This window comes from Cupriavidus mimosae (genome assembly GCF_023952485.1).
Taxonomy (GTDB): Bacteria; Pseudomonadota; Gammaproteobacteria; order Burkholderiales; family Burkholderiaceae; genus Cupriavidus; species Cupriavidus taiwanensis_C.
The window spans coordinates 741,119-767,113 of the sequence record NZ_JALHRY010000001.1; the positions used below are offsets into that span (position 1 = coordinate 741,119).

Consider the following 25,995-nt stretch of genomic DNA (forward strand, 5'->3'; position numbering starts at 1 on the left):
CTATGATGGAGCCAGGCATGAACGATATACGCCTCGCCAAAAGTGACGCCAGGCCGGACGGAGACACGCCGGCACTGCGCTTGTTCGGCCTGCTCGAAGTCATCGCGGAGAAGGACCAGTCCTTCAACCTGCAGGCGCTGGTGGAAGAAACCGGCCTGCCCAAGCCCACGCTGCATCGCATGCTGCAGCAGCTCGAGGCGGCCGGACTGATCCAGCGCAACGGCGACGGGCGGCAATACGGCACCGGCCTGCGGCTGCGCCGGCTGGCGGAGAACCTCTTGCTCAACAGCACCTCTCACGGCGCGCGCCACATGGTGCTGCGCCGGCTGGTGGAAGAGGTGGGCGAGAGCTGCAACCTGACCGCGTTCTCCGGCGGCGAGGTGCTGTACCTGGATCGCGTCGAGACCGCGGCGCCGCTGCGCTTCTACCTGCATCCGGGTTCGCGCGTGCCGGCGCACTGCTCGGCCACCGGCAAGCTGTTCCTGGCGCAGCTGGCGCCGGCGCAGCGGCAGCGGCTGCTGGGCAACGTGGAGCTGGAACGCTACACGCAGAACACGCTGACCGACCATGGCCAGCTGGAGGCGGAACTGGAGCGGGTGAAGCGCGACGGCTACGCGATGGATGACGAGGAATTCCTGCCGGGGCTGGTCTGCATCGGCGTGCTGGTGCCGGCCGCCGACGGCGGCAAGTCCAACCTGGGGCTGGCGCTGCAGGCACCAGTGATGCGGGTGGCGCGCGACAAGGCAGTGCAGCTGCTGCCCGCGCTGCAGCGGGCGGCGGCGGCGCTGGCGGCAATCGAGGCCGACAGCGCGGGCAGCTGGCAGGGCGGCACCGAGGCCGCGGACGCCGCGGAAGAGGACGAATAGCAGGCACGGCGTTACGCGGCACCGCTCCGCTTGCCGCCGTGCCGATGGCATGGCATGCCCGAAGCAATGAGGCAGCGAGGTAACGAGGAGCACAAGGTGACGCAAGAGCAGTTTGGCAAGCCGGACCGGATGATTCCGGTGCGCAGCGTGTTCGGCATCGATTCCGGCCTGATGGTGCCGGCCTTCAGCCAGCGCGACGACCACGTGCCGGAGATCGATCCGGCCTACCGCTTCCAGCCCGAGGTGACGCTGGCGATCCTGTCGGGCTTTATGCGCGACCGGCGCGTGATGGTGCAGGGCCTGCACGGCAGCGGCAAGTCGACCCATATCGAGCAGGTGGCCGCGCGGCTGAACTGGCCCTGCGTGCGCGTCAATCTGGACGGCCACATCAGCCGGCTCGACCTGGTCGGCAAGGACGCCATCGTGGTGCGCGACGGCCGCCAGGTCACCGAGTTCCAGGAAGGCATCGTGCCGTGGGCGCTGCAGCGCCCGGTCGCGCTGATCTTCGACGAATACGACGCGGGACGGCCCGACGTGATGTTCGTGATCCAGCGCATCCTGGAGCGCGATGGCAAGTTCACGCTGCTGGACCAGAACCGCGTGATCCGCCCCCATCCGTCCTTCCGTCTCTTTGCCACCTCCAACACCGTGGGGCTGGGCAACGTCAACGGGCTCTATCACGGCACGCAGCTGCTCAACCACGCGCAGATCGACCGCTGGAACGTGGTGGCGACGCTAGACTACCTGCCGCATGACGAAGAGGCCGGCATCGTGCTGGCACGCGTGCCCGAGCTGGACGACGCCGACGGGCGCGCGCTGGTCGATGCCATGGTGGCGCTGGCCGGCCTGACCCGGCGCGGCTTTGCCGCGGGCGATGTGTCGGCGCTGATGTCGCCGCGCACCGTGATCAGCTGGGCCGAGAACTGCCAGATCTTCCGCGATCCCGCGCTCGCGTTCCGGCTGACCTTCCTGAACAAGTGCGACGAGGCCGAGCGCCCGGTGGTGGCGGAGTACTACCAGCGTTGCTTCGGCCACCTGCCGGGCGAGGCGGCCGGCGTCTGCGCCGCGTCGGAGCCGGCGCAATGAATGCGGCGGCGCTGGCCCAGCGCTTGCGCCGGCGCCAGCGGCAGGATGAATTGTCCGGCGCGGCGGTGCGCGCGCTCACCGGCGATGCGGCGCTGCATTTCCGCGACGGCCAGCTGTGGCGCGCGCTACGCCCGGTGCCGCTGCATGCGCCGCACCTGCGCACCGATGCGGACACCGACACCGCCGCGTGCCTGCGTGGTGCCGCCGATGGCGCCGCGCTGCGCCAGGCGCATTCCGACGCCGCGTTGCATCGGCGGCTGTGCCCGGCCGATGCGGTCGAGCGCCTGGTGTTCGAGCTGCTCGAGCAACTGCGCTGCGAGACCCGCCTGCCACGCGGCATGGCTGGCGTCGCGGCCAACCTGCAGCATCGCTTCCTGGCGTGGTCGCGCGCCTTCCATCGTTCCGGGCTGACCGACGGGCATCTCGGCATCCTGCTCTATACCGTGGCGCAGGTGGCGTGGTCGCGGCTGACCGGCGCGCCCGTGCTCGAAGAAACAGAAGACCTGATCGAGGCCACGCGCGCCGCCATCGTGCCGATGCTGGGCAACCAGCTGGCGGGGCTGCGTGCGCAACGCCACGACCAGGCCGCCTACGCAACACACGCGCTGGCGCTTGCGCGTGCGGTGGCGCAGATGATCCGCACCGAAGCGCCCGGCGCCGGCGAAGACGACGACCATGCCGCCTCCGCTGCGCGCGCCGGTTTCGCGCTGTGGCTCGACTTCGACGAACCGCCCGCGGAAGACTTCGCCCTGGCCGACAGCGGCCATAGCCGCGTGCTCGCCGCCGCCACCGATGGCTACCGCATCTACACCACCCGCTACGACCGCGAAGTGCACGCTGCCACGCTGGTGCGCCGGGCCTTGCTGGACGAGTACCGCACGCGGCTGGACGCACGCATCGCGCGCGCCGGCGTGAACGTCGCCCGGCTGGCGCGCCGGCTGCGCGCAGCGCTGTCGCAGCCGCGCGTCGACGGCTGGTCGTTCGGCGAGGAAAGCGGCCGCATCGACGGCCGCCGGCTGGCGCAGCTGGTCAGCTCGCCCGCCGAGCGCCGCCTTTTCCGCCAGGAAGCGCACAAGGCCCATGCCGATTGCGTGGTCGGCTTCCTGGTCGACTGCTCCGGCTCGATGAAGGCACAGGCCGAGCCGCTGACGCTGCTGGTCGACCTGCTTACCCGCGCGCTGGACCAGGCCGGCGTCGCCACCGAGGTGCTGGGCTTCACCACCAACGCGTGGAACGGCGGGCGCGCGCGCAGCGACTGGCTCGCGCGCGGCCGGCCGCAGCACCCGGGCCGGCTCAACGAAACCTGCCACATGGTGTTCAAGGACGCGCAGCGCAGCTGGCGGCGCGCCCGCACCGACATCACCGCGTTGCTGAAGGCCGACCTGTTCCGCGAAGGTGTCGACGGCGAGGCAGTGGAGTGGGCCTGCGCGCGCCTGCATGCCAGCGGCAAGGCGCGCCGCATCCTGGTGGTGGTGTCCGACGGCAGCCCGATGGATACCGCGACCGGGCAGGCCAACGACGCCTGCTATCTCGACAACCACCTGAAGGCCGTGGTGGCGCGGCACGAGTCGCTGCGGGATGTCGAAATACTTGGGCTCGGGGTCGGGCTGGACCTGAGCCCGTATTACCGGCACACGCTGGCGCTGGACCTGTCGCAGCCGGTGGATATGGCGATGCTGGACGAGGTCGCGGGGCTGGTGGGGGCCAGGCGGCGCTAGCGGCGGCGCCCGCTTATTCGCTGCTGGCGGCGGCCGGCTGCGGGCGTCCGGCCATGGTCTTAGGCTGCCACGAGACCGCGATATCGCCCGCCATGAAGGTCTGGCATGCCAGCCGGAAGCCATCGGCCAGCTCGGCTTCGGTCAGCAGCTTGCGCTCCTTTGGCTTGATCGCATCGGTATGCTCGCGGCCTTGCTCGATGCGGCATTTGCAGGTGCCGCACAGGCCGCCGCCGCATTTGAACGGAATGCCGCCCTGCTCGCGCAGCGACACGCGCAGCAGGTTGCTGTTGGCCGGTGCCGTGACGGTCTTGCCGTGGTTGGTGAGGAAGGTGATCTGGATCATGGCGATAGATTGCTGGCGTGCAGGCGAAAGGCTTCAGGAGCGGCCGTCCACGGCAACCGGCACGGCTACGAGCGCGATGTCCATGCTGCCGAAGCTGGCAAGCTGGCGCAGCGCGTCGCGGGCGGCGTCGAGCGTGGCGTACTTGTCGAGGAAACGGGTCGAGACCAGGTTGACGATGCCGGGCGGCGTTTCCTCCCGTATGCGGACCTTGGTGTCGGCGGCCAGCTCGGCGATGACGAAGCGGGCGGTGGGCTTGCCGTAGAAGACGTAATCGTAGGCCTCGACGGCGGTCATGCCATCGGTGGGTTCGGTACGGAACTGGCCGGGGCGGCTGGTCAGCAACACGAACATGTCAGGCCCCCGCGCTTGCCCCGGCCAGCGCGGCAGCGGCCGGCACATCGTCCTGGGCCAGTTCGATGTCATGCTCGATCCACAGCTGGCAGGCCAGCCGGTAGCCCTGTTCGAGCCGTTCGCCCAGTTGCTTCTTTTCCTTCCAGTTGGGCGGCGGCAGGTGCTCGGCGCCGGCGATCACGCGGCACGCGCACTTCGAGCACTTGCCCATGCCGCATTCGTAGCGCAGGTTGGGGTAGGGGAACTGCCGGATGCCGGCCCGGACCACCAGGTTGGTCCCGGGACCAACCTCGTCGGTAAAGGTCTGGCCGAACTTGTGCAGGATGACTGTTGGCATCGTTATCAGGGGCAAAGGTCAAGGAACAGGGCAGGGGGAAACCGTCGCGGTGCTGCGTCCGCTACGACCACAACACCATCGCCGCCACGGTGGAGCAGCCCAACCCGATCAGCACCGGGATCAGCAGCGCGCGCACCGCTTCGAGCACCGGCACGCGGGCAAAGCCGGCCACCGCGATCAGCGACGACCATGCCACCAGCGTGCCGCCGCCGGTCCAGACCGCGCCCATCTGGCCGACCGCCGCCAGCGTGGCGGGGTCGAAGCCGACCACCGGTCCCAGTGCGCCGGCCAGCGTGCCGGTCAGCGGCAGTCCGGCGAAGCCGGAGCCGTCGATGCCGGTGATCATGCCGACCAGCAGCACGCCGAACGCCACCAGCATGTGGTTGTCGGGAATCAGGTGCTGGTAGGCCTGGATCAGCTCGAACAGCAGGCTGGGCGCCTTGCCCGGCGGCAGGCCCAGGATGTGCGCCGCGGTCTCGCCGGCGCCGACGAAGAAGAAGCCGGCGATCGGCAGCACCGACCCCATCGCCTTGAAGGCGAAGACGAAGCCGTCGGTGATGTGCTCCGGGCAAACGTCCAGCATCCGGCGCGGGCCTTCCGCGGCCAGCGTCGCCAGCATCATTAGCACCGCGGCGACCCCGCCCACCAGCGCCGCGGCCTCGCCGCCCTTCAGGTCCTGCACTCCGGTGCCCAGCTTGGGCAGCACCATCACGGCGACCACCGCGAGGAAGGCCAGCGGCGTCACGATGGCAAAGCACTTGGACCACTTCACCCGCCGCAGTGCGACCATCGACAGGCTGGCTTCGATATTGCTGTCGGTGGCGAGCGGTTCGGCGTGGGCGGTGCCCCTGGCGATCTCGGCCTTGTCGAAGGTGATGCCGCCATGGGTGGTTTCGGTGCTGCCGCCGGCGCGCGCCTGCCAGCGGTCGAGCAGCGTGCCGCACGCCGGCACGATGTGCTTGCGCATCGACAGGTAGGCCAGGCATAGCGCAATGCCGCCGGTGATCAGCGACAGCGCGAGCGCGCGGTCGGCCACCACCGCAGCGCTGACCGCCGCGCCGGCGGCCTTGGCACTGATGCCGGGCGCGACCCCGATCACATAGTCCGACGACAGCGCCATGCCTTGTCCGGCGATGGCAATCGCCATCGCCCCCGCCAGCGGCGGCAGCCCGGCTGCGATCGCGGCCGGCAGCAGGATGGCCGAAACCAGCGGCACTGCCGGCGTCGGCCAGAAGAACAGCGAGATCAGGTAGGTGATGCCGGCCAGGATAAAGAACGCGGAATGCCCGTTCTTCATCACCACGCGGAAGGGCTCGACCATGCGGATGTCCGAGCGCAGCGTCTTTAGCGCATTGAGCAGCGCCGTCATGAAGGCGATCACCAGGAAGATATTGAACAGCTCGCGCGCGGCGACCAGGCTGGCCGAAAACACCCCGGCCAGCGCCGACACCGGGCTGCCGGTCAGCGCAAACACGACCAGGGCGGTGCCGACGATCGAGGGGACGACGACATTGGCGCGCAGAATCATCGTCAGCACGATGACTGCTACCCCTGACAGATAGATCCAGTGCGCGGCACCGATCACGACTTGTTGTGACATGAAGACTCCCTGGGGGCGGAGGGGGTTGGGGGCGGTTTCACCGGACTGCGCTGGTCCGTGGCGGTATACTATATTCCGAATGTCTTTCGCGCCAAGCGATTTTTCATCGGGACTAACGCTGATGCCGGATCGGTGCAATGTGCTTGAAGGGCGCACTTTTATTGGGCTGGAGGTTATCCGGCGTCATATGATGGTGCATCGCCTGTGCATCATTAGTTGTTGATGCCTGTATCTATATGTAGACTGTATACAGTTATAGCTCGATGGACGCCCGCGATGCGTGCAAGATGCTTTTCCCGCCCATGACCAACGCCATCCCCGCCGCCTTGCTGACGCTGCTGCCTCCAGGCCTGTCCGCTCCGGACTATCTGTGGATGGGCGCGCTCGTCCTGACCGGCGCGTGCCTGCAGGGCGTGGGCGGGATCGGCTTTGCCATGCTGTGCGCGCCGCTCGGCGCGATCTTTTTCCCGGAACTGGTGCCGGGCCCGCTGCTGGCGATGGGTTGCTGCCTGTCGCTGATGGGCGCGCTGCGCGAGCGCCAAGCCATCGTCTGGCCCGTGGCCGGCTTTGCGCTGGTGGGGCGGGCCGTCGGCGGCGCGGCGGCGGTGCTGACCATCGCCTGGCTGGCGCCGGGGCCGCTGGCGGTGCTGTTCTCGCTGTCGATCCTGGTCGCGGTGGCGCTGAGCCTGCTCGGCTGGCGGCTGCTGCCGGGCGCGCGCAACGTGGTGATCGCCGGCACGCTGTCCGGCTTCATGGGAACCATAACCTCGGCCGGCGCACCGCCGTTCGCGCTGGTCATGCAGCACATGGCGCCGGCGCCGATGCGCGCGACCATGGGCTGCATCCTGTCGGGCGGCGCCGTGCTGTCGCTGGCCATGCTGACGCTGGCCGGGCGCTTCGACATGCCGCAACTGTTGCTGGCGCTGGCGCTCGCGCCGTTCCTGCTGGCCGGCTTTGCGCTGTCGAACCGGCTGCGCGGCCGCGTTTCCGCCCACGCCGTGCGCCGCTTGCTGCTGGGCCTGTGCGCGGCCGGCGCGCTGGGCGTGCTTGGCCGCGCGGCGTTGGCCTGAGGCGGCTCCCGTCAAGCGGATTTCCCGACTTTCCCGACCCACCAACCAGCGGAGTTTCCATGCAGCACATCACTGATGCCATGATCGATGCCCATGTCACGCCGGAAGCGGCCCTCGCCGTTATGGCGTCCGCGTTTTCCAGCTTCGGGCGTGGCGATGCCGCGATGCAGGCGCGGATCCGCACCGAGGCGGGCGGCGTCAAGCTGTCGACGCTGGGCGCGGTGATCCCGCAGCAGGGCGTGGCTGGGGCCAAGGTCTACACCACCATCAACGGCCAGTTTTCGTTCGTTATCCTGATCTTCTCGTCCGAAGACGGCCGTCCGCTCGCATCGCTCGATGCCGGCGCCATCACGCGCCTGCGCACCGCGGCCTGCACCACGCTGGCGGCGCAGCGGTTGGCCCGCGCCGGCGCGCGCACGCTGGCCTTGTTCGGTGCCGGCACGCAGGGCGCGCAGCACGCGCGCCAGCTCAGCGCCACGCTGGGGCTCGGGCGCATCCTGGTGTCCGATCCCCACGCCGACGCCGGCATGCCGCAACGGCTGTCGGCGCAGTGCGGCATCCCGGTTGTGCTGGCCGAGCCCGATGCCGCGGTGGCCGAGGCCGACATCATCGTCACCGCCTCGCGCGCGACCACGCCGCTGTTCGCAGGTGCGGCCATCCGGCCCGGCGCCTTCGTCGCCGCGATCGGCTCAAGCCTGCCGCACACGCGCGAACTGGATGACACCGCGCTGCGCCGCGCTGCCGCCGTGGTGGTGGAGTGGCGGCCGCAATCGACCCGCGAGGCCGGCGATATCGTGCTGGCCGGTCCCGGCGCGCTGCCGCCAGAAAAAATCGTCGAACTCGCGGACGTGGTCACCGGCAAGGTGTCGCCGCGACAGCGCGATGACGACATCGTGATCTACAAGTCGGTTGGCGTGGGGCTGGAAGACGTCGCACTGGCGGGATACGCGTGGTCGCGTATCGCGGTCGAAGCGGAGCGCCGCGCCGGCTGATCCGGGGCCCCCGGCGCTCCCGGGTAAACACTGAGGTGATGAGTCAACAGAGCCCTTGTCGCCGCTGATTGAATGTATATAGTATACAAACATGCCGGGACCACTTCCAAACGAACTGGATTCCGGCATTCCGACCCACTGCATCGCCCCCTCGACACCAAGGAGTCCCGTCATGGCAGAACTGATGAACCGCGAAGCATTCCGTGCCGCCCTCGAACAAGCGATCAAAGGCAAGAGCGCCAACCAGGCACCGTTCAGCGTGGCCTGGGCCAGCGGCAAGCTGACCCGCGCCCATCTCGCACGCTGGGCCGAGAACCACTATCACTACGTCGGCCCGTTCGCGGATTACCTGGGCTACATCTACGCCCGCACGCCGGACCGCTACACCGAAGCCAAGGATTTCCTGCTCGCCAACATGTACGAGGAAGAGATCGGCGGCGACCGCCACACCGACCTGCTGATCCGTTTTGCCGAAGCCTGCGGCACCACGCGCGAGCGCGTGCTCGACCCGGACAACATGTCGCCCACCACGCGCGGCCTGCAGAGCTGGTGCTATGCGGTGGCCATGCGCGAAGACCCGATCGTGGCGGTGGCCGGCCTGGTGGTCGGGCTGGAATCGCAGGTGCCGTCGATCTACCGCAAGCAGACGCCGACGCTGCGCGACAAGTACCAGTTCACCGACGAAGAGGTCGAGTTCTTCGACCTGCATATCGTCTCGGACGAGATCCATGGCGAGCGCGGCTACCAGATCGTGCTGGAGCACGCCAACACGCCGGAGCTGCAGCAGCGCTGCCTGAAGATCTGCGAGATCGGGGCGCAGATGCGGCTGCTGTACACCACCGCGCTCTATCACGACTACGTCGAGCAGGAGCTGCCGCTGCCCGAACTCGACATGGCAGCCTGAGCGCCGCCACGCAACGGGACCGACGATGACAGTATTCTTGAACCATATCGACGGCGAATGGACGGCCTGCCAGTCGGGCCGGACTTTCGACAACGTCAACCCCGCCGACACCGCCGACCTGGTGGGCCGCTTCCAGGCCTCGTCCGCGGTGGACGGGCAGGCCGCCGTGGCGGCCGCGGCAGCGGCCTTTGCCGGCTGGAAAAAGACGCCGGTCGGCAAGCGCGCCGCCATCCTCAACCGCGCGGCGGAGCACCTGGAGGCCAACGCCGACAGCATCGCCGCCGAGCTGAGCCGCGAGGAAGGCAAGGCGCTGGCGCTGGCGCGCGACGAGGTGCTGCGCTCGGCGCAGACCCTGCGCTTCTATGCCGTGGAAGGGCAGACCTTCACCGGCGAGGTATATCCCAACGACGACCCCGACCAGCTGGTCTACAGCCAGCGCGAGCCGCTGGGCGTGGTGACGGTGATCGCGCCGTGGAACTTCCCGGTGTCGATTCCCGCGCGCAAGATCGCGCCGGCGCTGGTGACCGGCAACACGGTGGTGTTCAAGCCGTCGTCCGAGGCGCCGCTGTCGGGCTACCGGCTGGCCGAGGCGTTGGTGCAGGCGGGGCTGCCCAAGGGCGTGCTCAACTTCATCACCGGCGGCGCCGCCGAAATCGGCGCCGCCATCACCGAGGCGCCTGCGGTGCGCGCGATCTCGTTCACCGGCTCGTCGCGCGCGGGCGAGCAGATCCACCGGGCAGTGCCGCTGACCACGCGCACGCAGATGGAACTGGGCGGCAAGAACCCGCTGATCGTGATGGAGGATGCCGAGCTCGACCGCGCCGTCGACCTGACCATCAAGGGCGGCTTCTCGCTGTCGGGGCAGGCCTGCACCGGCACCAGCCGCGTGCTGGTGGACGAATCCGTGAAGGCCGCCTATACCGAACGCCTGCTGGCGAAGGTCGCAACGCTCAAGCTCGGCAGCGGCATGATGCCGGGCATGGATCTGGGGCCGCTGGCCTCGGCCCGGCAGCTGGAAACGGTGCTGCGCTATATCGACATCGGCAAGTCCGAGGCGACGCTGCTCTGTGGCGGCATGCGCCTGACCGGCGGGGAGTTCGACAGGGGCTACTACGTCGCGCCGACGGTATTCACCGACGTGACGCAGCAGATGCGGATCGCGCGCGAGGAGATCTTCGGCCCGGTGATCGCCATCATCGGCTTCAGCGGCTACGCCGACGCTATCGCCAAGGCCAACGATACCGAGTACGGCCTGGCCGCGGCCATTGTCACCAGCGACCCGCGCTACATCCACCACTTCGCCAACGACATCGAGGCGGGTACGGTCAAGATCAACCGCACCACCACCGGCAACCTGGTCAATGCGCCATTCGGCGGGGTCAAGCGGTCGAGCACCTCGACCTTCCGCGAGTCGGGCCGCACCGGGCTGGAGTTCTACACGCAAGTCAAGACCGTCTACCGGGGCGCATGAGCCCGTCCCGCAGCAAGGAGTCATCGTCATGAAGAAAGCCATCAAGCTGGAGCTGCGCGAAGCGCGCCACATGGTTGCCGCCGCGATCCGGCGCTCGGAAGAAATCGGCGTGCTGGAGTCGATCTGCGTGGTCGACGAGGGCGGTTATCCGCTCGCGCTCGAGCGCATGGACGGCGCCCGCATCACCGGTCCGCAGATCGCGTGGAACAAGGCGTTCACCGCCGCGGGCCACAAGCGTTCCACGCACCTGTTCACTACGCCGCCAAACGGTCCGGCGCTGCCGGGCAACGAGGCATTTGGCATCCAGTGGAGCTTCGAGGGCAAGTTCGCCGCCTTTGTCGGCGGCTTCCCGATCGTGGTTGACGACGAAGTGATCGGCGGCATCGGCCTGTCCGGCGGCAATGGCGAGCAGGACACGCAGGCCGGCCTGGCCGCGCTGCAGGCGCTGGCCGAACTGCTGGCACCGCAGGACCTGCGGGTGCTGGTGCAGGCCGACATCAAGAAGTAAGCAACTTGCCGGGGAGTGTCCATGTCGTACCGCATCCAGGTCGCCGAAACCGGGCAGGTCTTCCTTGTCGAGCGCGGCGAGACGCTGCTGCAGGCCGCGCAGCGCGCCGGCGTTGCCTTGCGCCACGACTGTCAGCTGGGCGGCTGCGGCACCTGCCTCATCCGCCTGCTCGACGGACAGGTGCGCTACGACGAGGAACCGTTCGGCCTGACCCCCGACGAGGCGGCGGCCGGTTACGCGCTGGCGTGCCAGGCGCAGCCGCAGGCCGACCTGGTCATCAGCACGGCGCGCGACGACGAGGCATTCGCCGAACCGGCACGGCATCGCGCGGTGGTGCGGGCGCTGCGCCCGCTGTCGGCCGACGTCATGCACGTCGAGCTGGAGGTGCCCGGCGCGGGTGCGCTGAACTACCGGCCCGGCCAGTATTTGAAGCTGCTGAGTGACGGGCTCGCGCGCAGCTTCTCGATGGCTTCGGTGCCGCGTGACGGGCACATCGACCTGCACGTGCGGCGCATTCGCGGCGGCGCCTTTACCGATGGCATCCTGCCGCGCATGCGCGCCGGCGATGCGATCGAGGTCGAGTTGCCGCTGGGCACCTTCTTCTACCGCGAGAGCGACTACCGACCGCTGCTGATGGTGGCCACAGGTACCGGCCTGGCGCCGATCAAGGCGATCCTGGAAGCGCTGATGGACGATCCCGACTGCCCGCCGGTGTGGTTGTACTGGGGTATGCGGCAAGTGCAGGACCTGTACCTGCATCGCGAGATCCCGGGCTGGGGCGAACGGCTCTACGACTTCCGTTACGCGCCGGTTTTATCGCGCGCCGGCGCGGACTGGCAGGGCCGGCGTGGCCATGTGCATGACGCGGCGCTGGCCGACCTGGGCGACCTCAGCGAGTACGCCATTTACCTGTGCGGCTCGCCCGACATGATTCGTGACGCGCGTGCCGCCTTTATCGCGCATGGCGCCAGTCCGGACCACCTCTACGCCGACAGCTTCACGTTCCAGCACCCTTGTTAAGACATGGCGGTATGCATAAATGGCTGGTATACAATGACGCCAGCCTCTCCGCTTACGCCTCTGCCGACCCATGTCCCTCACTCCGTCTCCTGCCGCGCCCGCCGAGCCGCTGAGCCTCGGTGCCAGCCACTCGCCGCTGTTCGCCCTTGTCACCGACAAGCTGCGCGAGGGCATCCTGAACGGCAAATACGCTCCGGGCGAACGACTGGTGGAGAACAAGCTCTCCGCGGAACTGGGTGTATCGCGCATCCCGGTGCGCGAGGCGCTGCGCGCGCTCGCCAGCGAAGGGCTGGTGGTGATCGAGCCGCGCCGCGGCGCGACCGTGGCCAGCCTGTCGCCGGTGATTGCGCGCGAGATGGTCGAAGTGCGCGCCACGCTGGAGGGACTCAACGCCAAGCTCGCCGCGCAGCGGCGCGACCCGACGCTGGTGGCGGAGCTGGAAACCGTATTGCGGCAGGGCATGGAGGCTGCGGCGCAGGGTCGCGCGGATGAACTGCTGGCGCTCAATACGCGCTTCCACGAAGTGCTTGGCACCATCGCGGCCAACAGCGTGCTGCAGGAAATGATGCGTTCGCTGCGCGAGCGCACCGCGGTGCTGTTCGGCCCGGCCAACGTGGTGCGCGCACGCCAGAACTGGGACGAGCACGCGCAGATCCTGCAGGCGGTGATCGCCGGCGACGCCGACCTCGCGGCATTGCTGGCTGCGCGCCATGTCTACAGCGCCGCCAAGGCGGCAGAGCTGCCGGTGGACGGGCAGGGCAGCGCGGCACAGGCGGCCTGAACGCTCCGGCTGCCTTCCCCTGGCTGTCCCGTCGTGGTACCGAAGCGTGGCCCATCCCGGATCCGCATGCATGGATGCCCCTGAGCAGGGCATGACGTGCCCTGATATGACGCACTGCACCAATTGAGTGTATACTGTAGTCATTCAAGGTTACGAGATTTGCCATGCAGTCCTCCGAACAACGCTACCTTTCGCAACCCGTCGGCCAGCAGTTGCTCGGCCACTTTGCCGCCCGCGATGCGGTGCGCCATGCCACCCCGCTGGTGCCGCTGCGGCTGCGCGATATCGGCCGCTTCTTCCTCGCGCTGGGCAGCCGCGCGCCGCGCCGTGGCCATTGCTGATCCTTGCTGACTGACGCGCGGCGGAGCTCCGCCGCGCGTTCTGGCTGTTCCGGCCTTCCTCCCTGGCACGCGTTCTGCGGGCCTTCCTTCCCCTGTCATCCAAAACTTGCGCACGCCGCTCGCCGGATGCCCGCGCGCGCATTCTCCTTGCACTGCGCGCGATACGGAATATAGTATACCAACGCAGCAGAAGTACGCCTGAGCCCCTCATACGCCCCCACCGCGTCGAACGGCGCGGATAACGACAAGGAGCCGATGTGAACCTGCCCGACTGGACGACTGGCGGAATTCCGCCGCTATGGGAGGTGGCGCAGCGGCTTGCCGACGGCACGGTGTCGTCGGAGCAACTGGTGGAGGCGTGCGAGGCGGCGCAGAGGCAATGGCACGGCATCATCAATGCGATGGTGCTGTCGGATTTCGACGCGGCCCGCGCGGCCGCGCGCGACAGCGACCGGCGCCGCCGTGCCGGCCACGCACGCGGCGCGCTCGACGGCGTGCCGTTCTCGGTCAAGGAGTCGTTCGATGTCGCCGGCTGGCCGACCACCTGCGGCAATCCGGCCCTGCGCGGGCACGTGGCCGGGCGCGACGCGGTGGTGGTGCAGCGGCTGCGCGATGCCGGCGCGATCTTGCTCGGCAAGACCAATGTCCCGCTCGGGCTGCGTGACTGGCAGAGCTACAACGCGATCTACGGCACCACGCGCAACCCGCACGATCCGGCGCGCACGCCGGGCGGCTCGTCGGGCGGCAGCGCCGCGGCGGTCTGCGCCGGCCTGTCGTTCTTCGACGTAGGTTCCGACATCGGTTCGTCGCTGCGCAATCCGGCGCACTACTGCGGCATTTTCTCGCTCAAGCCGAGCCACGGGCTGGTGCCGCTTGCCGGCCACGGCACCGGTGCCGCGCGCTTCGGCGAGCAGGACATCAATGTCGCCGGCCCGCTGGCGCGCAGCGCGCGCGACCTGGAACCGGTATTGCGCGTGATTGCGGGCCCGGACGGTGACGACGCGCTGCCATACCGCTTGCAGTGGCCGCCATGCCCGCACCGCCGGCTCGCCGACTTCCGCATCGCCGTGTTGCCCACCCATGCCCAGGCCGAAGCGGACGGCGAGGTCGCCACGCAGATCGGGCAGCTGGGCCACTGGCTGGCGGAGCAAGGTGCCCACGTCGGCTGGCACGAACGGCCGGACTTCGACGCCGGCGAGTTGTGGCATGCCTACGTGACGCTGCTGCGCGCCACCACCTCGGTGCACATGGATGACGCGGCCTTCGCCGATGCGCTGGCCCGCAGTGCCACCGCAACCGCCGGCGATCACGACTACGCGACCCTGCAGTACACCGGCGCGACGCTGCGGCACCGCGACTGGCTGCGCCTGCAGGCGGCGCGCGAACGCTTCGCCGCCGCATGGCGCAGCTTCTTCACCCGCTACGACGTGCTGCTGTGCCCGGCCGCGGCCACCACGGCGTTTGCGCTCGACGAAGCCGGCGAGCCGTGGGAGCGCACGCTGAGCGTCAACGGGGCCCCGCAGCCGATGACCACGCAGTTGTTCTGGGCCGGCCACTCGGGTCTGTGCGGCCTGCCGTCCGCGGTGGCGCCGATCGGCCCCGGTGCCGGCGGCCTGCCGGTGGGCGTGCAGATCGTCGCCGGCCGCTACCGGGATCTCACCGCCTTGCGTTTTGCCTGCCTGCTGGAGGAAGCAGGCTATGCCTACCGGCCGCCGCGGCCGACCGCCTTGCCGGCGCCGCACCACACCTGATTACAACCGACCACAAACACATCACACATCACTGGGGAGGGGATCATGTTCGATTGGTTCCGTGATTTGTCGCGCATGGAGCGCAAGGGATTCTATGGAGCGTTCCTGGGGCATGCCGTCGACGTGTTCGACTTCATGATTTATTCCTTCCTCATTTCCACGCTGCTGGGGCAGTGGGGCATGAGCAAATCGACGGCGGGGGCGATCGTCACCTGGACGCTGGTGTCATCGCTGGTCGGGGCCATCGGGGCCGGCATCCTGGCCGATCGCTATGGCCGCGTGCGCGTGCTGCGCTGGACCATTATCGTGTTCGCGGGCGCGTGCTTCCTGTGCGGACTGGCGCAGTCGCCGCAGCAGCTGATGCTGTTCCGCATGATCCAGGGGCTGGGGTTCGGCGGCGAGTCGTCGCTGTGCATGGTGCTGGTGACCGAGATGATCCGCAACCCGGCGCACCGCGGCAAATACTCCGGCTTTACCGCCAGCAGCTATTCCTTCGGCTGGGGCGCGGCGGCGATCGTGTATGCGATCACGTTCAGCGTGCTGCCGGCGGAGACGGCATGGCGCGTCTGCTTCTTCCTGGGCATCCTGCCGGCGCTGGTGGTGATCTACCTGCGCCGCAACCTGGAAGAGCCCGAGATCTTCCTGAAGAGCCGCGCCGCCGGCCACCACGGCTCGGCGCTGGCCGGGCTGGGCCGGCTGTTCCGCGGGCCGCTGCTGGCCAAGACGCTGCTGTGCAGCCTGCTGTCCGGCGGCATGCTGGGGGCGTACTACGCCATTGCCACGTGGCTGCCCACCTTCCTCAAGACCGAGCGCGGCCTGTCGGTGTTCGGCACCAGTTCCTACCTGACGGTCACCATCATCGGCTCACTGGCCGGCTACGTGGCGGGCGCCTATGCCACCGATCGCTGGGGCCGGCGGCTGACCTACATCGTGTTCGCCGCGGGAGCGTTCGTGGCCGCGCTCGTCTACATGGTGATCCCGGTGTCCAACACCTCCATGCTGTTCCTCGGCTTCCCGCTGGGCGTGCTGATGCAGGGTGTGTTCGCCGGCATCGGCGCGACCATCGCCGAATCCTATCCCAACGATATCCGCGCGACGGGGTACGGCGTCTCGTACAACGCCGGTCGCGTGATCGGCTCGCTGTTCCCGCTGTCGGTGGGATGGCTCAGCTCGGGCCACACCTCGCTGCCGACCGCGATCGCGATCGTCGCGGGCGTCGGCTATGCGATGGTGGTGGTCGCCGCGGCACTGTTGCCCGAAACCACCGGCATGGACCTGGAGCAGGCCGGCGGCAGTGGCGGCAAGGAAGACGCGGCGCCGCTGGCGCGGCCGGCGGGGACGGTGGCCTGAGAGCGAAGGGAAGACGCTGCCGGCGCCTCAGCGCACCCACGCCGATATCGCCGGCAGCATCAAACTAACCCCGATCCCGATCAGCACCCCGAACGCGACGCGCCGTGTCGTGGTCGGCGAGAACGGCGGCGGAAAGCGCCGCCCGAGCAGCGTGGCAATCACCACCACCGGCACCCCGACTGCGGCCTGCAGCCAGATCGCGGCATCCAGTTGCCCCTGCCAGGCCGAGAACAACGTGCGCACGGACGAGGTCACGGTGAATACCAGGATCAGCGCGCAGCGGATTTCCACCGGCTTCATCGGCTGCCGGTAGAACTGGAAGATCAGTGGCGGCCCCGAGACCCCGAACATGCCGCTCAGCAAGCCGCCGAAGACGCCGCTCATGAAGAAGCTGCCGTCGCCGGAACGTTGCGGCAGCGGCTCGGGTTTGAAGGCGGCGCTCAGGCCGCCATACAGGATCACCGCGCCAAGCAGCAGCTGCAGCAGGGTGGCGGCGGTACTGCTCAGGTATTCCAGCACCAGCACGCCGACCAGCACCGAAGGCAGGATGCCGATCGCCGCCGCGCCCACGGCGCGCCAGTCGATATGCTGGAACTTGCCCGGCAGCGCGCAGGCGCTGTTGGCCAGCGTCACCAGGCTGACCACGGCGGCCACGGTGGCTACCGGCGCCAGACCCAGCCCGCTGGTGGCGCCCATCACGATCATGCCGAGGCCAAAGCCGGTCACCGTCTGGAAATAGGTACCAGCACCGAGCAGGGCTTGCAGGCCCAGCAGCGGCAACAACAATTCCGCTTTCATGCCGCCTGCTCGCCCTTGGTGGCCGTTTCCGCGCTGGCTTGCGCCTGGACCACGGTGACGGCAATCACATGGAACACGTCGTCGGCGCTGCAGCCGCGCGAGAGATCGTTGGCCGGCTTGTTCAGGCCCTGCAGCATCGGGCCGATGGCCTTCGCGCCGCCGACGCGCTCGGCCAGCTTGTAGCCGATATTGCCAGCCTCCAGGCTTGGGAACACCAGCACGTTGGCGTGGCCATTCACCTGCGAATGCGCGACCTTGCGCGCGGCGATCTCGGCGACGATGGCGGCATCAAGCTGCACGTCGCCGTCGATGGCCAGGCCGGGGCGCTGCGCGCGCACGCGCTCGGTCGCGGCCACGACCTTGTCGACCGCGGCGTGGTGGGCGCTGCCGCTGGTCGAGAATGACAGCATCGCCACGCGCGGCTCGTCGTTCAGCAGGGCGCGCGCGCTGTCGGCGGCGGCCATGGCGATATCGGCCAGGGCCTCGGCATCCGGATCGACCACCAGTCCGCAGTCGGAGAAGATCAGGCCGCCCTTGAGCGTGTGAAACGGCTCGCACAGCATCATCAGGAAGAAGCTCGACACCAGCCGGAAGCCGGGGGCCAATCCGATCAGCTGGATCGCGTTGCGCACCACGTCGGCGGTGGTGTGGGCGGCGCCTGCGACAGAACCGTCGGCATGGCCCAGGCGCACCATCAGATTGGCGAAGCACAGCGGATCCAGCACGGCGCGTTTGGCTTCGTCGAGCGTCATGCCCTTTTTCTGGCGCAACGCAAAGAGCTGCTGCGCGAACGAGGGCGTCAGCGCCGAGGTGGCGGGATCGACCAGCGTCATGGCGTCCAGCCCGATGCCGTGGATGGCCGCGGCGGCGCTGATCTGGCGCGCGTCGCCAACCAGCACGATGCGCGCGATGCCTTCCTGCGTGGCGCGTTGTGCGGCCTGCAGGATGCGCGGGTCATCGGCCTCGCACAGCACGATGCGGCGGGGCGCGGCGCGGGCGCGGTCGATGATGCGGAGGATGGGTTTCATGGTGGTTGGCTCGGTGAAACTGAAAAAAGGGCCAGCGTCCGACGCTATGCCCTTGGTGTTCTCCCCTCTCCCGCTTGCGGGAGAGGGGCGGGGGAGAGGGCTGGCGCTGGCTATGCTGAAGCGCCACGACTTCGTGGAGCCTCCGGCCCTCTCCCCAACCCTCTCCCGCAAGCGGGAGAGGGAGTGCGCCCATCGCAAGCGATGTGCCTGTGCAAGCTCGGACTCAGACGTAATCCTTGTACTTGTCCAGGTAACGCACCGGCTTGGCCAGCGCATCGCGGCGGAACGGGTCGCCCAGTTCGCGCGTGCACATGATCTCGATGATGGTGGTCTTGCCGTGGTTCATCTGCAGGTCGATGGCGCGCTTCAGTGCCGGGCCCACGTCTTCCAGGCGGTCCACCACGATGCCTTCGGCGCCCATCGCCTTGGCGATTTCGGCGAAGCTCTGGTTGTCGAGCTCGCCCGCGACGAAGCGGCGGTTGTAGAAGTCCACCTGGTTCTTCTTCTCCGCGCCCCACTGGCGGTTGTGGAACACCACCGCGGTCACCGGGATGTTGTGGCGCACGCAGGTCATGGTTTCCATCAGGCTCATGCCCCAGGCGCCGTCACCGGCGTACGACACGGCCGGGCGATGCGGCGCCGCGACCTTGGCGCCGATGATGGTGGGGAAGGCGTAGCCGCAGTTGCCCCAGCTCATCGCCGCGAAGAAGCTGCGCGGCTTCTCGAAGCGCAGGTAGCTGTTGGCCACCGAGTTGATGTTGCCGATATCGGTGGACACCATCACATCTTCCGGCATGGCCTTTTCCAGCTCGCGCAGCACCTGGCGCGGATGCAGGTAGTGGCCGCCGGTGGGCGTGCGCTCGTTCTTCTGCTCTTCGATCATGTCGAGGCTGTACGGGTCGCGCTCGTGGGTCCAGTCATCCAGCTCCTTCTCCCACGCTGCCTTCTCGCTGGCGATTTCGGTGGCACGGCCGTCGCGGGTCGCATCGCAGGCGAGCGTGCGGCCGGCGAGGCGCTGGGTCAGCGCGATCGCGGCGGCCTTGGCGTCGCCGCAGATGCCGACCGAGATCTTCTTCACCAGGCCCAGCATCTTGTGGTCGGCGTCGATCTGGATGATCTTGGCGGTCTTGGGCCAGTAGTCCATGCCGTGCTGCGGCAGCGTGCCGAACGGCCCCAGGCGCGAGCCCAGCGCCACCACCACGTCGGCGCGCGAGATCAGCTTCATCGCCGCCTTCGAGCCCTGGTAGCCCAGCGGGCCGCACCACAGCGGGTGGCTGGCGGGGAACGAATCGTTGTGCAGGTAGCTGTTGACCACCGGTGCACCGAGGCGCTCGGCCAGCGCCTTGCATTCCTCGATGGCATCGGCCATCACCACGCCGCCACCCGAGATGATCACCGGGAACTTGGCGTTGGCCAGCAGCTCGGCCGCTTCGTTCAGGCTCTGCTCGCCGCCGGGGCCGCGGTCAAGGTTCTGTGGCTTCGGAATCTCGGCGGTGATCTTGCCGTAGAAGTGGTCGCGCGGGATGTTCAGCTGGGTCGGGCCCATCTCGGCCTTGGCGCGGTCGAAGCAGCGCGCGGTGAACTCAGCCATGCGCGCCGGGTTGGTGACGTGGCCCTGGTACTTGGTGAACTCCTGGAACATCGGCAGCTGGTTGGCTTCCTGGAACCCACCCAGGCCGATGCCCATGGTGCCGGCCTCGGGGGTGACGATCACCACCGGGCTGTGGGCCCAGTAGGCGGCGGCGATCGAGGTCACGCAGTTGGAGATGCCCGGGCCGTTCTGGCCGATCACCACGCCGTGGCGGCCCGACACGCGGGCGTAGCCGTCGGCCATGTGGCCGGCGCCTTGCTCGTGCACCACCGGGATCAGGCGGATGCCTGCCGGCGCGAAGATGTCCATCGCGTCCATGAAGGCCGAGCCCATGATGCCGAACATGTCGGTCACGCCGTTGGCGGCCAGCGTTTCGACAAAGGCTTCGGACGGGGTCATGGTCTGCGGTCCAGCCGGAACCTGGCTGTCCTTCGCGGCGGCCGAGCCACCGGAAACGGCGGGATTCGAGGTGGTTTCGAGGTCGCGCATGGCGTTGTCTCCTGATGAGGGTGTTATAAAGTGGAACAAGGCGTTCCGGAAAATTGGTTGTTGGGGGAAATGTAGGCGGAAGAATTCCGTTGGTCAATAGAAAGTTTTGATTTACGGAATGAAATCTACGAAAAAATGAGACTTGTCGCCAAATTGAGTGCCTCATGCGCCATTTATTCAGACTGGAATGGGGCCAGGCAGCCACCGGCCCGCGTAACCAGGCCCAGCGTTGGCTGTAGAAAAAGATGGGAAGGTCAGTCAGATGGACCGCACGCGAACGGTGCGGGCCGGTGACGGCAGCTCAGTGAATGAAGCCGCCCTTGACGAAGCGCACCGGCTCGGCGTCCATGCGCAGCAATAGCGCTGTCAGGCCGTCGGCGCCGGCGGAGGGGGCGCGTGTGGCGGCCGCCGGGCCGGAGACGCAGACCAGGTCGGCGTCGGACCAGGCCCGGCCGGGGATGCCGCGGGCTCGCAGCCAGCCGGCGCGGTCGGCCAGCAGTTGCGTGCCGGCCAGGTCCGTGGGCGCCAGGCCGGAGATCGCCGCGACCGCCTGCCAGGCCTGCGCCGAGGCCGCGGTGCAGCCGGCCCGGAAGCGTGCCACCTGCGCCGGCGGGCGGCCGTCGGGCGTGAGCAGCACGGTCAGGAAGCGGGGATCGTCGAACGGCAGCGCGGTGGTGCCGTCAACCGCCACCAGCCGCACGCGCTGCCCGCCGCGCCATGCGGACAGGGCCACCGGCGCGGCGCCGGGGCAACGGACCGCCATCTCCGGCAGTTGCAGCGGCACGGGCCAGTTGCCCGCGCTGCCGCTGCCGGCCGAGAGCGCCTTCATGTAGTCGATCACGGCCCAGGCCTCGCCGTCGCCAAGCCGGTCACGGAAGGCGGGCATGGTGGGCTGTCCGTGGCGGTCGCGCATGCCGGCCAGCACGTGCCAGAACAGCTCGCCGTCGGCGCGCCGTGCCAGCAGCGGACCGGCCAGCGTGGGCGGCCACACCGCCAGGCTGGCGGCGAGCGGTCCTTCGCCGCGCCCGTCGGTGCCGTGGCAGGCGGCGCAATGCTGTGCATAGACGCGCGCGCCGAGGGCGATGGTGTCGACGGAGAACCGTGCCGGGCTGGCGTGGAAGCTGGTGGGCGCGGCTGGCACCAGCAGCAGCGATGCGTTGGGCCACGGAGCCGCTGCCAGCGCCAGCGCGCCGGCCGCCACCAGCACGCCGCGGCGGCGACGCCAGGTCAGCGCCAGCGCCATGGCCAGCACGGCGACGGCCACGGCGCACAGGGTCAGGCCGACCTGGCGGGCAAGGCCGAGGTCGATCAGCAAGGTCTCGCTGGCGATGCGCCGCGCCCATGGCCATGCGGGCTGACCGTGGCTGTCGGCGGTCAGGCCCAGCGCATGCCAGAGCCAGAGCAGGCCGCGCTGCAGCGCCTCGATCAGCACCAGCAGCGCATTCAGCCATGCCTGCTGCGGCGGGCCGCTCATCGGCCGGCCCGCGCGGGGACGGTCGGCGTCATGCGTGTCGTCACCAGCTGGCGTCCAGCCCCAAGTGGCGCAGCGCTTCATGGCGCAACGCGGTCAGGCGCGGGTCGCCGCGATGGCGGGGATAGGGCAGGTCGACCCGGATCTCGGCAGCAATGCGCGCCGGACGCTGGCTGAACACGATGACGCGCTGCGCCAGGAACAGCGCCTCTTCCACGTCGTGCGTGACCAGCAGTGCCGAGAAGCGCGAGCGCTGCCACAGCTCGACCAGGTCGCTCTGCATTGCCAGCCGCGTCAGTGAATCGAGCTTGCCCAGCGGCTCGTCCAGCACCAGCAGCCGCGGATCGTTGACCAGCGCGCGCGCCAGTGCCACGCGCTGCGCCATGCCGCCGGACAGCTGGTGCGGAAAGGCGCGCGCGAACGATTCCAGCCCGACCCGGCGCAGTGCGTCGTCCACGCGATGGCGCTGCTGCGCGAGGATGCCCTGCGCCTGCAGCCCGAGCGCGACGTTGTCCCAGACACGGCGCCACGGGTACAGCGTGGGATCCTGGAACACCACGATGCGCGACGGGTCCGGGACGGTAATCGGCACGCCGTCCTGCAGGAGGTCTCCCGACGCGGGCTGCTCCAGGCCCGCGACCAGCCTCAGCAGCGTGGACTTGCCGCAGCCGCTGGGGCCGAGCAGGGCGACGAACTCGCCGGGGCCGACGCTGAGCCCCACCTCGTCAAGGACCTGCAGCCGCTCGTTGCCATGGCCGAACCAGTGGCTGACCTGCCGGATATCGATGCGGGCCCCGGTTCGTGCCGTCGAGTCCTCACCTGCCGCCGCGTTAACTCCCCTCTCCCGCTTGCGGGAGATGGGAGCCTTCTTCAAGCGCGGAAAAGACCCCGATGCCTTCAATCGCTCCACCACGCTCACCATTTCACCGTCCCCTTCTGCCACGACAACACCCGGTCGCGCGCGGCGAACAGCAGCGTGATCACGCCCGAGAACAGCAGCGCCATCACGATCAGCGCCGCATACATGTTCACGTACGAGGCCCAGCCCTGGGCCCAGGTCAGGTACCACCCCAGGCCCGACTTCACGCCCATCATTTCCGCGGTGACCAGCACCGAGAACGAAGCGCCGAGCCCCATGAACAGGCCGACGAACACCTGCGGCAGCGCCGCCGGGATCGCCACGCGCAGCACCAGGAACCAGCCCGAGGCGCCCAGCGTGCGCGCGACGTCGTAATAGCTCTTGTTGACGCCGGCCACGCCCGACCACGTCAGCACCGCGACCGGGAACGCCGTGGCCAGCGCGATCAGGAACACCGCCGCGGCATAGCTCGAGGGGAAGAAGTAGAAGGTCAGCGGCAGCAGCGCGGTCGAGGGCAGCGGCCCCAGCACGCGCAGCACCGGATGCACCCAGTAGCCGATGCGGCGCGACCAGCCGATCGACACGCCCACCAGGAAGCCCGCGATTCCGCCATACGCGACGCCCAGCCCCAGCAGCTTCAGCGTATTCAGGGCACTCTCGCCGAGCCGCGGCCAGTCGTCCGCATACACCTCGATCAGCGCTTGCGGCGGCGCGAAGAAGGGCGTGGGCAGGATCGCGGTCTTGGCGGTCAGGATTTCCCAGGCCGACAGCGCGACGGGCAGCGCCACCAGCCACGGCCCGGCGGCGCGCAACGCCGCCAGTGGGCGTTGCGCGGTCCGGGTCCGCTGGCCGGCCAGCGCCACCACGGCCAGCAAGGCAGCGCCGGCCAGCGCGGCGATGCCCAGTTCCGCGGTATAGGCCCAGTCGCTGAAGCCCACTGCCTGGTTGGGCCATTGCCATGTCAGTGCGCCGAACCCGGCCCACGCCAGCGCGGCGAGGATGCCGGTGGCCCAGACTGGACCGGCGGTGCGTGCCGTGGCGGCCGCTTGCGGCAGGGGCGCCGCGGAAGGCTGGCCGCCGAGGCCAGGGTCGAGAGCGCTTTGGCTTGTCGTCATGGCATTACCCCAGCACGTTGGCGTAGACGTGCTGCGCCAGGCGTTTGGCATCGGTGGACTTCTTCAGCACGCCGATGCGGCGGAAATCATCGGCGTAGAAGGCGATCTCGTCGCGCAGGTCGGCGCCGGTCGGGTGGTGGGTATAGGTCAGCGTGGCGTAGAGCTTGCGCAGGTCGTCCGGATTGATCTTGGGCGAATACTTGGCGAACACCTTTGCGGCCTCGTTGGGATTCTCGTTGACATAGTCGGTGGCCTGCACGATGGCGCGCGCCAGCGACGTCGCCGCGGGGCGGTCGTTGCGCACCAGTTCGCCGCGCGCGCCGACCACGCAGCAGACCTTGCGCGCGTATTCGCCGGTGAGGTTGGTGGCCAGTTCCACGTAGGCGCCGTTGGTGCGCTTTTCCAGCAGGTAGAGATTCGGGTCGCCGTCGGCGATGGCCTGGATCTCGCCCTTGTCGACCGCCACGCCGAGCAGGTCGGCAGGGTACTGGCGCCAGGTGACGTCCTTGTCGGGGTCGATGCCATGCTTGGCCAGCAGGATGGTGAAGAAGTGCTTGCCCGGCGCCGGCAGGTCGCTGACACCGACGGTCTTGCCCTTCAGTTGCTGCAGCGTGGTGACGCCCGCGGCCTTCGATCCCACCAGACGCACGCAGCCGCCGTGCGAGCTGCCGATGATCTTGACGTCGAAGCCGGCTTCGAGCGGCTTGAGCCAGCGGTGGATCATGCCCACCGCGGCATCGGCCTTGCCGGTGGCGATCGATTCCAGCAGCTGGTCGGTCGAGCCGCTGTAGTTGATCAGGTCGACCTGCAGGCCGTTCTTCTCGAAGAAGCCTTTCTCCTGCGCCACCACGACCGGCGTCAGGCAAAAGGAATTCTGGTTCCAGGCAAAGGTCAGCTTGCGCGGCGCCGACCAGGCTTGCCGGCCCAGGATCAGCGCGGGCGCGGCCACTGCCGCGGCGCCGGCAAGCCGCAGCACGCGGCGTCGGCGCGGCTCGGCATGGTTGCTGTGGTTCTGGCTCATGTGGGATTCCCGTCTTGGTGTTGTGATGGAGCGTTCAGGCGGCCTGGCGCTGCTGCCCGGTGGCGCCGTCGTGCCGGGCCACCAGGGCGCGCACGCGCGGGATGAGCTCGCGGCCGTAGTCGATGGCGTCTTCGAGCGGATCGAAGCCGCGGATCAGGAAGGTGGTGACGCCCAGTTCGTAGTAGGCCAGCAGCGCCTGCGCGACCTGCTCGGGCGTACCCACCAGTGCGGTGGAGTTGGAACGCCCGCCGGTCTCGCGCGCGATCGCGGTCCACAGGCGCTGGTCGACGCGGTCGCCCCGCTCGGCCGCCGCGAGCAGGCGGCGCGCCCCCTCGCTTTGCTGCGGGCCGCCGCGGCTGTAGCCGGCCTGAACGCGCAGTGCGCGGGTGCGTTCCAGGATGCGGTCGGCGCGGGCCCAGGCCTTGTCCTCCGTATCGGCCAGGATCGGGCGGAACGATACCGAGAAGCGCACCGTGCGGCCGTGGCGCGCGGCTTCGGCGCGCACGCGCGTAGTCAGCTCGCGCACCTGGTCGAGCGACTCGCCCCACAGCGCGTAGACGTCGGCATGCTTGCCTGCAACCGCCAGCGCGGCGGCCGAGGCGCCGCCGAAATAGATCGGCACATGCGGCTGCTGCGCGGGCTTGACCTCGGAGAAGCCCTGGGTAAAGCGGTAGAACTGGCCTTCGTGGTCGAACGGCGTGGTCTCGGTCCAGATCCGGCGCAGGATGTGCAGGTACTCGTCGGTGCGCGCATAGCGCTGGTCGTGGTCGAGGAAGTCGCCGTCGCGCTGCTGCTCGCTGTCCGAGCCGCCGGAGATGACATGCACGCCCAGGCGGCCGCCACTGAACTGGTCGAGCGTGGCGATCTGGCGCGCGGCCAGCGTCGGCGCGGTAAAGCCGGGGCGATGCGCCAGCATGAAATGGATGCGCTCGGTCACGCTGGCGGCGTAGGCGATGGTCAGCGTCGCCGATGGCCCGGTGGAGTGGTGCGGCACCAGGATGCGGTCGAAGCCGGCCTGTTCATGCGCCTGGGCAAACGCGCGCACGTAGTCGCGATCGATCACCGGGCCTGACGGGGGATGGATCTCGGACTGCTTCTGGCTCTGGATCATGCCGATGAAATCGACGCTCATAT

General features: G+C 68.9%; 25 protein-coding genes. 13 read left to right on the top strand and 12 right to left on the bottom strand.

What is annotated here, in order from left to right; genetic code table 11:
- The first annotated feature begins 17 nt into the window (after positions 1-17).
- The 3 genes from MKD50_RS03220 (at position 18) to MKD50_RS03230 (ending at position 3,670) form a co-directional block, all read left to right on the top strand.
- The gene (locus MKD50_RS03220; RefSeq protein ID WP_371925269.1) at positions 18-866 is read left to right on the top strand and encodes an IclR family transcriptional regulator; all 849 of its coding nucleotides are present in this window, start codon (positions 18-20) and stop codon (positions 864-866) included.
- A gap of 66 nt (positions 867-932) precedes the next feature.
- Positions 933-1,952: an AAA family ATPase gene (locus MKD50_RS03225; RefSeq protein WP_115701430.1), complete on the top strand. Its 1,020-nt coding sequence runs from the start codon at positions 933-935 to the stop codon at positions 1,950-1,952.
- The gene (locus MKD50_RS03230) at positions 1,949-3,670 is read left to right on the top strand and encodes a cobaltochelatase CobT-related protein (RefSeq protein WP_252666359.1); all 1,722 of its coding nucleotides are present in this window, start codon (positions 1,949-1,951) and stop codon (positions 3,668-3,670) included. The genes MKD50_RS03225 and MKD50_RS03230 overlap by 4 nt, the downstream gene beginning before the upstream one ends.
- Positions 3,671-3,683: 13 nt before the next feature.
- Here the strand turns inward: MKD50_RS03230 and MKD50_RS03235 are convergent, their stop codons facing one another.
- The 4 genes from MKD50_RS03235 to MKD50_RS03250 form a co-directional block, all read right to left on the bottom strand.
- Complete coding sequence (locus tag MKD50_RS03235; RefSeq protein WP_240070922.1) at positions 3,684-4,013, bottom strand: 2Fe-2S iron-sulfur cluster-binding protein; 330 nt, start codon at positions 4,011-4,013, stop codon at positions 3,684-3,686.
- A 33-nt stretch (positions 4,014-4,046) separates the two neighbouring features.
- On the bottom strand, positions 4,047-4,364 hold the full coding sequence (locus MKD50_RS03240; protein WP_240070921.1) for a ferredoxin: 318 nt from the start codon (positions 4,362-4,364) through the stop codon (positions 4,047-4,049).
- 1 nt (position 4,365) lies between these two features.
- Positions 4,366-4,701, bottom strand: a complete 336-nt coding sequence (locus tag MKD50_RS03245; protein WP_115701418.1) for a 2Fe-2S iron-sulfur cluster-binding protein — start codon at positions 4,699-4,701, stop codon at positions 4,366-4,368.
- Between the two features lie 61 nt (positions 4,702-4,762).
- Positions 4,763-6,301 carry a hypothetical protein gene (locus MKD50_RS03250; RefSeq protein WP_240070920.1) on the bottom strand — a complete coding sequence of 513 codons (1,539 nt, stop codon included), beginning with the start codon at positions 6,299-6,301 and terminating at the stop codon, positions 4,763-4,765.
- Between the two features lie 287 nt (positions 6,302-6,588).
- On the opposite strand from MKD50_RS03250, the gene MKD50_RS03255 reads away from it, so the two are divergent.
- The 10 genes from MKD50_RS03255 (at position 6,589) to MKD50_RS03300 (ending at position 16,489) form a co-directional block, all read left to right on the top strand.
- Positions 6,589-7,371, top strand: coding sequence for a sulfite exporter TauE/SafE family protein (locus tag MKD50_RS03255; RefSeq protein ID WP_252666360.1), 783 nt, complete (start codon positions 6,589-6,591; stop codon positions 7,369-7,371).
- Between the two features lie 59 nt (positions 7,372-7,430).
- The gene (locus MKD50_RS03260) at positions 7,431-8,363 is read left to right on the top strand and encodes an ornithine cyclodeaminase family protein (RefSeq protein WP_240070918.1); all 933 of its coding nucleotides are present in this window, start codon (positions 7,431-7,433) and stop codon (positions 8,361-8,363) included.
- A 172-nt stretch (positions 8,364-8,535) separates the two neighbouring features.
- Complete coding sequence (locus MKD50_RS03265; RefSeq protein WP_115682785.1) at positions 8,536-9,267, top strand: iron-containing redox enzyme family protein; 732 nt, start codon at positions 8,536-8,538, stop codon at positions 9,265-9,267.
- A 25-nt stretch (positions 9,268-9,292) separates the two neighbouring features.
- Positions 9,293-10,738: an aldehyde dehydrogenase family protein gene (locus tag MKD50_RS03270; protein ID WP_252666361.1), complete on the top strand. Its 1,446-nt coding sequence runs from the start codon at positions 9,293-9,295 to the stop codon at positions 10,736-10,738.
- Positions 10,739-10,766: 28 nt separating this feature from the next.
- A complete protein-coding gene (locus MKD50_RS03275) occupies positions 10,767-11,246 on the top strand; it encodes a GlcG/HbpS family heme-binding protein (protein ID WP_252666363.1) in 480 nt (159 codons plus the stop codon).
- 21 nt (positions 11,247-11,267) lie between these two features.
- Complete coding sequence (locus MKD50_RS03280; RefSeq protein ID WP_252666364.1) at positions 11,268-12,266, top strand: 2Fe-2S iron-sulfur cluster-binding protein; 999 nt, start codon at positions 11,268-11,270, stop codon at positions 12,264-12,266.
- A 70-nt stretch (positions 12,267-12,336) separates the two neighbouring features.
- Positions 12,337-13,047 carry a GntR family transcriptional regulator gene (locus MKD50_RS03285; RefSeq protein ID WP_115701401.1) on the top strand — a complete coding sequence of 237 codons (711 nt, stop codon included), beginning with the start codon at positions 12,337-12,339 and terminating at the stop codon, positions 13,045-13,047.
- A 164-nt stretch (positions 13,048-13,211) separates the two neighbouring features.
- The gene (locus MKD50_RS03290) at positions 13,212-13,388 is read left to right on the top strand and encodes a hypothetical protein (RefSeq protein ID WP_252666365.1); all 177 of its coding nucleotides are present in this window, start codon (positions 13,212-13,214) and stop codon (positions 13,386-13,388) included.
- Positions 13,389-13,645: 257 nt separating this feature from the next.
- The gene (locus MKD50_RS03295) at positions 13,646-15,139 is read left to right on the top strand and encodes an amidase (protein ID WP_252666366.1); all 1,494 of its coding nucleotides are present in this window, start codon (positions 13,646-13,648) and stop codon (positions 15,137-15,139) included.
- A 45-nt stretch (positions 15,140-15,184) separates the two neighbouring features.
- On the top strand, positions 15,185-16,489 hold the full coding sequence (locus tag MKD50_RS03300; RefSeq protein ID WP_252666367.1) for an MFS transporter: 1,305 nt from the start codon (positions 15,185-15,187) through the stop codon (positions 16,487-16,489).
- Between the two features lie 27 nt (positions 16,490-16,516).
- On the opposite strand, the gene MKD50_RS03305 is transcribed toward MKD50_RS03300, so the two are convergent.
- The 8 genes from MKD50_RS03305 to MKD50_RS03340 all read right to left on the bottom strand — a co-directional run bounded on the left by MKD50_RS03305 (position 16,517) and on the right by MKD50_RS03340 (position 25,993).
- Entirely contained in the window at positions 16,517-17,287 is a 771-nt protein-coding gene (locus MKD50_RS03305; protein WP_115701393.1) for a sulfite exporter TauE/SafE family protein, read from the bottom strand.
- Positions 17,284-18,315: a phosphate acetyltransferase gene (pta, locus tag MKD50_RS03310; protein WP_240070912.1), complete on the bottom strand. Its 1,032-nt coding sequence runs from the start codon at positions 18,313-18,315 to the stop codon at positions 17,284-17,286. The genes MKD50_RS03305 and pta overlap by 4 nt, the downstream gene beginning before the upstream one ends.
- A 223-nt stretch (positions 18,316-18,538) precedes the next feature.
- Positions 18,539-20,305: a sulfoacetaldehyde acetyltransferase gene (gene xsc / locus MKD50_RS03315; protein ID WP_115702560.1), complete on the bottom strand. Its 1,767-nt coding sequence runs from the start codon at positions 20,303-20,305 to the stop codon at positions 18,539-18,541.
- Positions 20,306-20,696: 391 nt separating this feature from the next.
- The gene (locus tag MKD50_RS03320; RefSeq protein ID WP_252666369.1) at positions 20,697-21,869 is read right to left on the bottom strand and encodes a c-type cytochrome; all 1,173 of its coding nucleotides are present in this window, start codon (positions 21,867-21,869) and stop codon (positions 20,697-20,699) included.
- A 40-nt stretch (positions 21,870-21,909) separates the two neighbouring features.
- Positions 21,910-22,788 (bottom strand): ABC transporter ATP-binding protein, encoded by an 879-nt coding sequence (locus tag MKD50_RS03325; protein WP_252666484.1) that lies wholly within the window; start codon positions 22,786-22,788, stop codon positions 21,910-21,912.
- Positions 22,782-23,840, bottom strand: a complete 1,059-nt coding sequence (locus MKD50_RS03330) for an ABC transporter permease (RefSeq protein WP_252666370.1) — start codon at positions 23,838-23,840, stop codon at positions 22,782-22,784. Before MKD50_RS03330 ends, MKD50_RS03325 begins: the two co-directional genes overlap by 7 nt.
- 4 nt (positions 23,841-23,844) lie before the next feature.
- Complete coding sequence (locus MKD50_RS03335) at positions 23,845-24,861, bottom strand: ABC transporter substrate-binding protein (RefSeq protein ID WP_252666371.1); 1,017 nt, start codon at positions 24,859-24,861, stop codon at positions 23,845-23,847.
- A 34-nt stretch (positions 24,862-24,895) separates the two neighbouring features.
- On the bottom strand, positions 24,896-25,993 hold the full coding sequence (locus MKD50_RS03340; protein ID WP_252666372.1) for an LLM class flavin-dependent oxidoreductase: 1,098 nt from the start codon (positions 25,991-25,993) through the stop codon (positions 24,896-24,898).
- Positions 25,994-25,995 lie beyond the last annotated feature (2 nt).

Bases quoted from the DNA above. Each gene is read 5' to 3' on its own strand.
- MKD50_RS03325 (WP_252666484.1), bottom strand. From the start codon at position 22,788: ATGGTGAGCGTGGTGGAGCGATTGAAGGCATCGGGGTCTTTTCCGCGC.
- MKD50_RS03265 (WP_115682785.1), top strand. From the start codon at position 8,536: ATGGCAGAACTGATGAACCGCGAAGCATTCCGTGCCGCCCTCGAACAA.
- MKD50_RS03290 (WP_252666365.1), top strand. From the start codon at position 13,212: ATGCAGTCCTCCGAACAACGCTACCTTTCGCAACCCGTCGGCCAGCAG.
- MKD50_RS03335 (WP_252666371.1), bottom strand. From the start codon at position 24,861: ATGAGCCAGAACCACAGCAACCATGCCGAGCCGCGCCGACGCCGCGTG.
- MKD50_RS03240 (WP_240070921.1), bottom strand. From the start codon at position 4,364: ATGTTCGTGTTGCTGACCAGCCGCCCCGGCCAGTTCCGTACCGAACCC.
- xsc (WP_115702560.1), bottom strand. From the start codon at position 20,305: ATGACCCCGTCCGAAGCCTTTGTCGAAACGCTGGCCGCCAACGGCGTG.
- MKD50_RS03230 (WP_252666359.1), top strand. From the start codon at position 1,949: ATGAATGCGGCGGCGCTGGCCCAGCGCTTGCGCCGGCGCCAGCGGCAG.
- MKD50_RS03245 (WP_115701418.1), bottom strand. From the start codon at position 4,701: ATGCCAACAGTCATCCTGCACAAGTTCGGCCAGACCTTTACCGACGAG.
- MKD50_RS03285 (WP_115701401.1), top strand. From the start codon at position 12,337: ATGTCCCTCACTCCGTCTCCTGCCGCGCCCGCCGAGCCGCTGAGCCTC.
- MKD50_RS03270 (WP_252666361.1), top strand. From the start codon at position 9,293: ATGACAGTATTCTTGAACCATATCGACGGCGAATGGACGGCCTGCCAG.
- MKD50_RS03225 (WP_115701430.1), top strand. From the start codon at position 933: ATGAGGCAGCGAGGTAACGAGGAGCACAAGGTGACGCAAGAGCAGTTT.
- MKD50_RS03320 (WP_252666369.1), bottom strand. From the start codon at position 21,869: ATGAGCGGCCCGCCGCAGCAGGCATGGCTGAATGCGCTGCTGGTGCTG.
- MKD50_RS03330 (WP_252666370.1), bottom strand. From the start codon at position 23,840: ATGACGACAAGCCAAAGCGCTCTCGACCCTGGCCTCGGCGGCCAGCCT.
- MKD50_RS03280 (WP_252666364.1), top strand. From the start codon at position 11,268: ATGTCGTACCGCATCCAGGTCGCCGAAACCGGGCAGGTCTTCCTTGTC.
- MKD50_RS03340 (WP_252666372.1), bottom strand. From the start codon at position 25,993: ATGAGCGTCGATTTCATCGGCATGATCCAGAGCCAGAAGCAGTCCGAG.
- pta (WP_240070912.1), bottom strand. From the start codon at position 18,315: ATGAAACCCATCCTCCGCATCATCGACCGCGCCCGCGCCGCGCCCCGC.
- MKD50_RS03220 (WP_371925269.1), top strand. From the start codon at position 18: ATGAACGATATACGCCTCGCCAAAAGTGACGCCAGGCCGGACGGAGAC.
- MKD50_RS03250 (WP_240070920.1), bottom strand. From the start codon at position 6,301: ATGTCACAACAAGTCGTGATCGGTGCCGCGCACTGGATCTATCTGTCA.
- MKD50_RS03300 (WP_252666367.1), top strand. From the start codon at position 15,185: ATGTTCGATTGGTTCCGTGATTTGTCGCGCATGGAGCGCAAGGGATTC.
- MKD50_RS03275 (WP_252666363.1), top strand. From the start codon at position 10,767: ATGAAGAAAGCCATCAAGCTGGAGCTGCGCGAAGCGCGCCACATGGTT.
- MKD50_RS03235 (WP_240070922.1), bottom strand. From the start codon at position 4,013: ATGATCCAGATCACCTTCCTCACCAACCACGGCAAGACCGTCACGGCA.
- MKD50_RS03260 (WP_240070918.1), top strand. From the start codon at position 7,431: ATGCAGCACATCACTGATGCCATGATCGATGCCCATGTCACGCCGGAA.
- MKD50_RS03305 (WP_115701393.1), bottom strand. From the start codon at position 17,287: ATGAAAGCGGAATTGTTGTTGCCGCTGCTGGGCCTGCAAGCCCTGCTC.
- MKD50_RS03255 (WP_252666360.1), top strand. From the start codon at position 6,589: ATGCTTTTCCCGCCCATGACCAACGCCATCCCCGCCGCCTTGCTGACG.